Genomic DNA, 6,613 nt, shown 5'->3' on the forward strand with positions numbered 1-6,613 from the left:
CAACCAGGACAACCGCGAACACGACATCTTCGACAGCGACGACTACCTGCAATATCACGGCGGCATGATCGCCACCATTCGCGCCTTGTCCGGCCAGCAGCCGCGCCACTATTTCGGTGACAGCCACGACCCGCAGCGCGCTGCAGTGCGCGACCTGAAGGAAGAAACCCTGCGCGTCTTCCGCGCCCGCGTGGTCAATCCCAAGTGGCTGGCCAGCATCCGCCGCCATGGCTACAAGGGCGGCCTCGAATTGACGGCCACCGTCGATTACCTGTTCGGCTACGATGCCACCGCGCAAGTGATGGAAGACTGGATGTACCAGCAACTGGCCGAGACCTATGGTTTCGATCCGGCCATGCGCGAGTTCCTGGAGCAGGCCAACCCCTGGGCCCAGAACGCCATCGCCGAGCGCCTGCTGGAAGCCGCCAGCCGTGGCATGTGGCAGACACCTGCAGTACAGACCATCGAACAGTTGCGCTCACTGTACCTGCACAGTGAAGCCCTGCTGGAAGCACGCGGTGAAACCGTGCGCGGCAGTGAACACACCAAGGACATGCAATGACGGCGTTCAATGCCTATCCCTTCGCGGCCATTGTCGGCCAGCCGCTGCTGAAGCAGGCGCTGCTGCTGTGTGCGGTTGACCCCGGCATCGGTGGCGTGCTGGTGCGCGGCGACAAGGGCACGGCCAAGAGTACCGCTGCCCGTGGGCTGACCCAGGTACTGCCACCGATCATCCTGAGCGAGGGCTGCGCTTTCCATTGCGCGCCAGGCCATCCGGCCAGTGCCTGTACAGTTTGCAATACAGACCCGGTACAGCGCCAGGACACCGTACCCTTCGTGACCTTGCCACTTGGCGCCACCGAAGACCGCGTGCTCGGTTCGCTCGACCTGCAGCAGGCGCTCCAAGGTGGCCAGCGCGCGTTCCAGCCCGGCCTGCTGGCAGCGGCCCATCGCGGCATCCTCTACATCGATGAAGTCAATTTGCTGGCCGACCACTTGGTCGATGTGCTGCTGGATGTGGCCGCCATGGGCGTCAATTCAGTGCAGCGCGAGGGCATCTCCGTCAGCCATCCGGCGCGCTTCACGCTGATCGGCACCATGAATCTGGAAGAGGGCGATCTGCGGCCGCAATTGCTGGACCGCTTCGGGCTCATGGTGGAAGTGAGCGCACCGACCGACAAGACCGTGCGCGCCGAGGTGGTACGTCGCCGCATTGCCTTCGAGACCGATCCCGCCGCCTTTGCGCAGCGCTGGCAGCCGCAGCAGGACGCCTTGCTTGCGCAGTTGGCCGAGGCCCAGCGCCTGCTGCCGGACGTGGTGCTGGACGATGCCATGCTGGAGCTGATCAGCCATCTCTGCTGCGAGTTCGAGGTGGCCAGCCTGCGGGCCGACATCGTCATGCACAAGACCGCCCGCGCCATCGCCGCCCTGCAAGCCCGCACCCGGGTCACGCCCGACGACGTACGTGAGGCCGCCTTGCTGGTGCTGCCGCATCGCCGCCGCCGCAAGCCCTTCGAGCAGACCGGCATGGACGAGGACAAGCTGGATGACCTGGTCGACCAGGCGCGCCAGCCCGAGCCGCCGCAGCCGCAGACTGAACATGGCGATACCCGGGGCGAAGATGCGGCAGAGACGCCTCCCTCCGATGAGCCGCAGCAGGAACAGGAGCAGGAAGGCGAGGGCGGACAACAGACCTTCGCCGTTGCCGCAGCGGGTACGGTCCGCAGAATCAGCGTGGCTGCGACGCCGCAAGCCGCCGCCAATGCAGCCAGCGGCCGCCGCAGCGCGGTCGCCGATGCCAACCGGGGCAACGCCGTGCGCGCCGTGCCCGATGCGAATCCTGACCGCCTGGCCATCGGTGCTACCCTGCGCAGTGCCGCCGTGCGCGGCGCACTGGCGGGCGAGACGGACGGGCCCCTCACCGTCACGCGCGACGACCTGCATCGCCAGGTCCGCAGCGGACGGGGGGCCAACCTGATCGTCTTCGTGGTCGATGCTTCCGGCTCCATGGCCGCACAACGGCGTATGGAAGCGGTCAAGGGCGCGGTGCTTGCGCTGCTGACCGATGCTTATCAGCGCCGCGATCAACTGGCCGTGATCGCCTTCCGTGGCGAGCAGGCACAATTGCTGCTGGCCCCGACGCGCAGCGCCGATCTGGCCGAGCAGGGCTTGCGCGAGCTGCCGACCGGCGGCCGCACGCCGTTGCCGCATGCGCTGCAACTGGCGGCGCAAGTGCTGCAGCAAGCCGCCCAACAAAGCGCGCAGGAAGCACCGCCGCTGCTGGTGATCCTCTCCGACGGCAAGGCCAACGTCAGCCTGCCCGGCAGCAGCGGCGACCCCTGGACCGAAACCCTGCAAGCTGCACAGACGCTGGCCGCACAGGGCGTACCAGCCCTGGTGCTGGACACCGAAGCCGGTTACCTGCGCCTGGGCCGTGCGGCCCAGTTGGCCGAGGCGCTGGGTGCGCCTTGCCTGACCCTCGAACAATTGACCGGCGACGCCCTGGCGTTGACCGTGCGCGCGCAACTGGGCGCGCGCTGAACAAGGAAAACACATGATCATCTGCATCGGCGCCGGACCCGGCGACCATTCCTACCTGACGATGCGCGGCGCGGAACTGATCCGCAATGCTGACGTGGTGGCCGGCTTCAATGCCGTGGTCGATGTGGTCAAGGACCTCATCCCCGCCAGCGCGCAGGTCGTGCTGATGGGTTATCGCGACCAGGTTGCCAAACTCGACGAAGTCGCTGCCCTGCATCACGCGGGCAAGCGCTGCGTGGTGGTCTTCATGGGCGATATCCATTTCAGCGGTTTCCAGTACCTGGAGCGCGTGGAGCGTGCCTGCGGCCACCGCGTGGAAACCCTGCCGGGCATTTCCTCGGCGCAGATCCTCGCTTCCAAGGCGCGGGTGTGCTTTGATGAAACGACCTTCATCACCTTCCATCGGCGCGGCGATCTGGAGCCCTTCAAGCGCCATCTGGTGAACGTGTTGAACGATGGACGCAATGCCATCGTCATCCCTTGTCCGTGGGATGCGGCGCGCTCCTTCATGCCGCGTCACATTGCGACTTATCTGCTGCAGCAGGGCGTCAATCCCGACCATCCCACGGAGGTATGGGAAAACCTGACCCGGGGCGATGCCGAGTGGCACGGCAAGCTCGCCGATTGTGCTGACAAGGAATTCAGCGACATGAGCATCATGCTCATCCGCACCTTGACGCCCATGGACAGCCAGATTGAACCGCCGCCGGAGAAGGTGGCAGCGGGAGCCCCGGCATGAGCGCCACGCGCCAATCGGCCGTCGTGATCGCCGGCCACGGCAGCCGCGATCCCGATGCCCTGCGGGAATTCGAGGCACTGGTCGCACTGGTGCGGGATCGCGCCGAGGGCCGCATCGTGCGCCATGGCTATCTGGAATTTGCGGCCCCCACGATCTCGGAAGCGGCCGCCGCCTGCGTGGCCGACGGCGCCACCGAAGTGGCGGTGGTGCCCGGCGTGCTGCTGGGCGCGCGCCACGCCAAGAACGACATGCCGGCCGAACTGCTGGCACTGGCCCGCGATTATCCGCAGGTCGATTTCCATTTCGGCGCGCCCATGGACCTGCACCCGCTGCTGCTGCAACTGGTGCAGCAGCGCGTGGTGGAAGCCGAAGCCGGTTCTGAAGAAATCATCCATCGCCAGGATGCCTGCCTTGTGCTGGTCGGCCGTGGTACCACCGACCCGGACGCCAATGGCGAGATCGCCAAGCTGGCGCGCATGGTGCAGGAGGGCATGGGTTTTGGTGGCGTCAAGGTCTGTTTCTCGGGCACGGCCACGCCGCTGGTGCGGGACGGCTTGTCCCAGGCCGCTGGCGAAGGCTGGCAGCGTCTGGTGGTGTTGCCGTTCTTCCTCTTCGATGGCGTGCTGGTCAAGCGTATCTACGCTGCTGCCGATGAACTGGCACAGCGCGAGCGAGGCGTGGAAGTGCTCAAGGCCGCCTATCTGGGCGTGCATGCGCACGTGGCCGATGTGATGCTGGAACGCGCGCGTGATGCCGCTGAAGGCCGTGCCGCCATGAACTGCACGCTCTGCAAGTACCGGGTGCAGATCGTCGGCTTCGAGCAGCAGGTCGGCGAGCCGCAGCGCGCGCATCACCTGCAGGTGCGCGATCTGTCCGCGCGCGAGCAGCTGGCGCAGGCCACGGCAGGCACGGCCCCTTACGTGCCCCATCCCATCGAAGCGGAAAGCATGGAGATCATCCAGGCCGGACGCGACTGGAGCGGCTTCCCGCCCGATCACCTGACGGTCTTGCAGCGCCTGGTCCACACCAGCGGCGATTTCGCCGTGGCTGATGAAATCTATTTTTCCGCCGGTGCCGTACAGGCCGGCATGAAGGCCTTGCTGCGCACCAAGCGGGTAGTAACGGATGTGACCATGGTGCAGACCGGTCTCAAGCGCGCCGTGCTGGAACAGCTGGGCGTGGAAACCTGGTGCGGCGTGCACGATCCCGAATCGCACCTGATGGCGCAGAACCTGGGCATGACCCGCTCGGCCGCCGGTATCCGGCGTGCCTGGCAAAAGTTTGGCAACGACATGGTACTGGCCATCGGTGATGCGCCCACGGCCATCACCGAGGCAGTGCGCCTGATCCGCGACCATGGCTGGCGGCCGCAACTGGTGATCGGCTTGCCGGTCGGCTTTGTCGGCACGCGCGAGAGCAAGGATGAACTGCGCCGCTGCCTGCAGGTGCCGCGCATCACCAACAGCGGCACGCGCGGCGGCTCGCCCTGGGCGGCCAGCGTGGTCAATGCGCTGATGATCGATGCCATCGCCTGGCTGGTCGCGCAGGAAGCGCAGAGCGAAGGCGTGCAGTGAACGAGGCCAGCGGCGAGCTGCAGCGTGCCGAGTACGACCTGTCCGTGCTGGCGCCCAATGGCCTGCGGCGCGGACGCAGTACCGGCAGTTGCGCCACCGCTGCGGTGCGTGCGGCCTTGTACCGCCTGCTGGCGGGCATGACGGTGCAGCAGACCGAAGTGAGTCTGCCGGATGGCTTGCATTACCTGAGTGTGCCGATCCAGTCCGTGAGCATGATCGATGCCGATACCGCGCAGGCGGAAGTGCTCAAGGACGGTGGCGATGATCCCGACAATACGCACGGCGCGACCATTGTGGCGCAGGTGCGGCGCAATGCCGGGGGCGAGATCCGCTTCTTCGCGGGCGAGGGCGTCGGCACGGCCACCATGCCCGGCCTGCGCGTAGCGGTCGGTGAGCCGGCCATCAACCCGGTGCCGCGTGCCATGATGCGCGCGGCCGTGGCGGAGGTGCTGGCGGAGCTGCCGCCTGAGGCAAGCTCTTGCGGATTCGACCTCACCATCGGCTGTCGCGAAGGTCTCTCGATTGCGCCCAAGACTTTCAATCCCAAGCTGGGCATCGTCGGCGGCATTTCCATCCTGGGCACCTCGGGCATTGTGGAACCGATGTCGATGGCCTCGTGGATCGCCTCCATCGAGGTCTACATCCGCGTAGCCCTGGCCGCCTGTGCGCCGGGCGATGCGGTGGCCTACCTGCCGGGCAAGATCGGCCGTGTCTTCGTGGCACAGACGCTGGGCCTGCCCGACAAGCGCAGCGTGCAGATCGCCAATTTCCTCGGCGATGCGCTGGACTTCACGCAAAAGGCACTGGCCGAAGAGGGCCGCACGCTGCCGCTGCTGTGGCTGGCGGGGCATCCGGGCAAACTGGCCAAGGTGCTGGATGGGGTGTGGGATACGCACTCCAGCAAGAGCAACATGGCCATGCAGGGCGTGGCCCGCGTGGCCGAAGAAATGAACGCGGCGGGGCAGGGCGTCTGCTTTGACGCCGCCCTGCTGCAGCAGATGAAGGAAGCCAATACGGTGGAAGCAATCATAGAACTGGTGCGCCAGCAGGATGCCGCGTTGTCGCGCCGCCTCTGGTGCGAGATCGAAGCCCGCATTGCGGCGCTCACCCAGGCGCGCGTGCCGGCGGTTGAACGCATCGTGGTGCGGCTGTTCGATCTGGACGGACGGCAACTGGGAGAGGGCGCATGAGCGGGCGTCTCACGGGGATCGGTGTCGGTCCCGGTCCGGCCGGCTATCTGCCGCTGGCGGCGCTCACAGCGCTGCGGTCGGCCGATGTGATCTACATTCCGCGTGCGCGTGGCGCGGACTTGTCGGTGGCCCTGCAATGCCTGGAAGGCGTGGAGTTCGACCGCAGCCGCCTGTGCGAAATCGAATTCAACATGGATCCGGATCGCCAGGTCCTGCAGGAACATTACGCGCAACTGGGCCAGCAACTGGCGGCGCAACTGCGTGAGGGCCTGCAGGTGGTGTATCTCACCATCGGTGATGCGCTGACCTATTCGACCTACGGCTATGTGCTGGCGGCGGTGCGTGACCTGTATCCCGAGTGTGATTGCGTGACGCTGCCCGGCATCACCAGCTACGCCGCAGCCGCAGCCGCGCTGGAATGGCCACTGGGGGTGGGCAAGGAGCGCACGTTGATCCTCCCTTGTCCGGAAGACGCCGCCACCTTGCGCGCCGAGATCGAAGGCCATGACATCGTCGTGCTGATGAAAGTCGGCGCGCGCCTGCCCTGGGTGCTGGCCTTGCTGCGCGAG

The 6,613-nt window shown here is 66.5% G+C and carries 6 protein-coding genes; all 6 read left to right on the forward strand.

The features are described 5' to 3' along the window. Positions 1–562, forward strand: a 562-nt coding sequence (locus B3873_RS19545; RefSeq protein WP_286868403.1) for a cobaltochelatase subunit CobN, incomplete at its 5' end; no start/stop codon positions are given. Further along, positions 559–2,541: a putative cobaltochelatase gene (locus B3873_RS19550; RefSeq protein ID WP_286868406.1), complete on the forward strand. Its 1,983-nt coding sequence runs from the start codon at positions 559–561 to the stop codon at positions 2,539–2,541. The genes B3873_RS19545 and B3873_RS19550, both read left to right, overlap by 4 nt. A 13-nt stretch (positions 2,542–2,554) precedes the next feature. Further along, positions 2,555–3,280, forward strand: a complete 726-nt coding sequence (locus B3873_RS19555; protein WP_286868408.1) for a cobalt-precorrin-7 (C(5))-methyltransferase — start codon at positions 2,555–2,557, stop codon at positions 3,278–3,280. Next, on the forward strand, positions 3,277–4,854 hold the full coding sequence (locus tag B3873_RS19560) for a precorrin-8X methylmutase (RefSeq protein ID WP_286868411.1): 1,578 nt from the start codon (positions 3,277–3,279) through the stop codon (positions 4,852–4,854). Before B3873_RS19555 ends, B3873_RS19560 begins: the two co-directional genes overlap by 4 nt. Then, positions 4,851–6,044, forward strand: coding sequence for a cobalt-precorrin-5B (C(1))-methyltransferase CbiD (gene cbiD / locus B3873_RS19565; protein ID WP_286868414.1), 1,194 nt, complete (start codon positions 4,851–4,853; stop codon positions 6,042–6,044). Before B3873_RS19560 ends, cbiD begins: the two co-directional genes overlap by 4 nt. Continuing rightward, positions 6,041–6,613 (forward strand): precorrin-2 C(20)-methyltransferase (cobI, locus tag B3873_RS19570; protein WP_286868417.1); only part of this gene is annotated, 573 nt, incomplete at its 3' end. The genes cbiD and cobI, both read left to right, overlap by 4 nt.

The organism is Herbaspirillum sp. UBA812 (assembly GCF_002296545.1).
Taxonomy (GTDB): domain Bacteria; phylum Pseudomonadota; class Gammaproteobacteria; order Burkholderiales; family Burkholderiaceae_D; genus Herbaspirillum; species Herbaspirillum huttiense.

Excerpts from the sequence above, each read along its gene's own strand:
- B3873_RS19560 (WP_286868411.1), top strand. The coding sequence starts at position 3,277 with ATGAGCGCCACGCGCCAATCGGCCGTCGTGATCGCCGGCCACGGCAGC.
- B3873_RS19555 (WP_286868408.1), top strand. The coding sequence starts at position 2,555 with ATGATCATCTGCATCGGCGCCGGACCCGGCGACCATTCCTACCTGACG.
- B3873_RS19550 (WP_286868406.1), top strand. The coding sequence starts at position 559 with ATGACGGCGTTCAATGCCTATCCCTTCGCGGCCATTGTCGGCCAGCCG.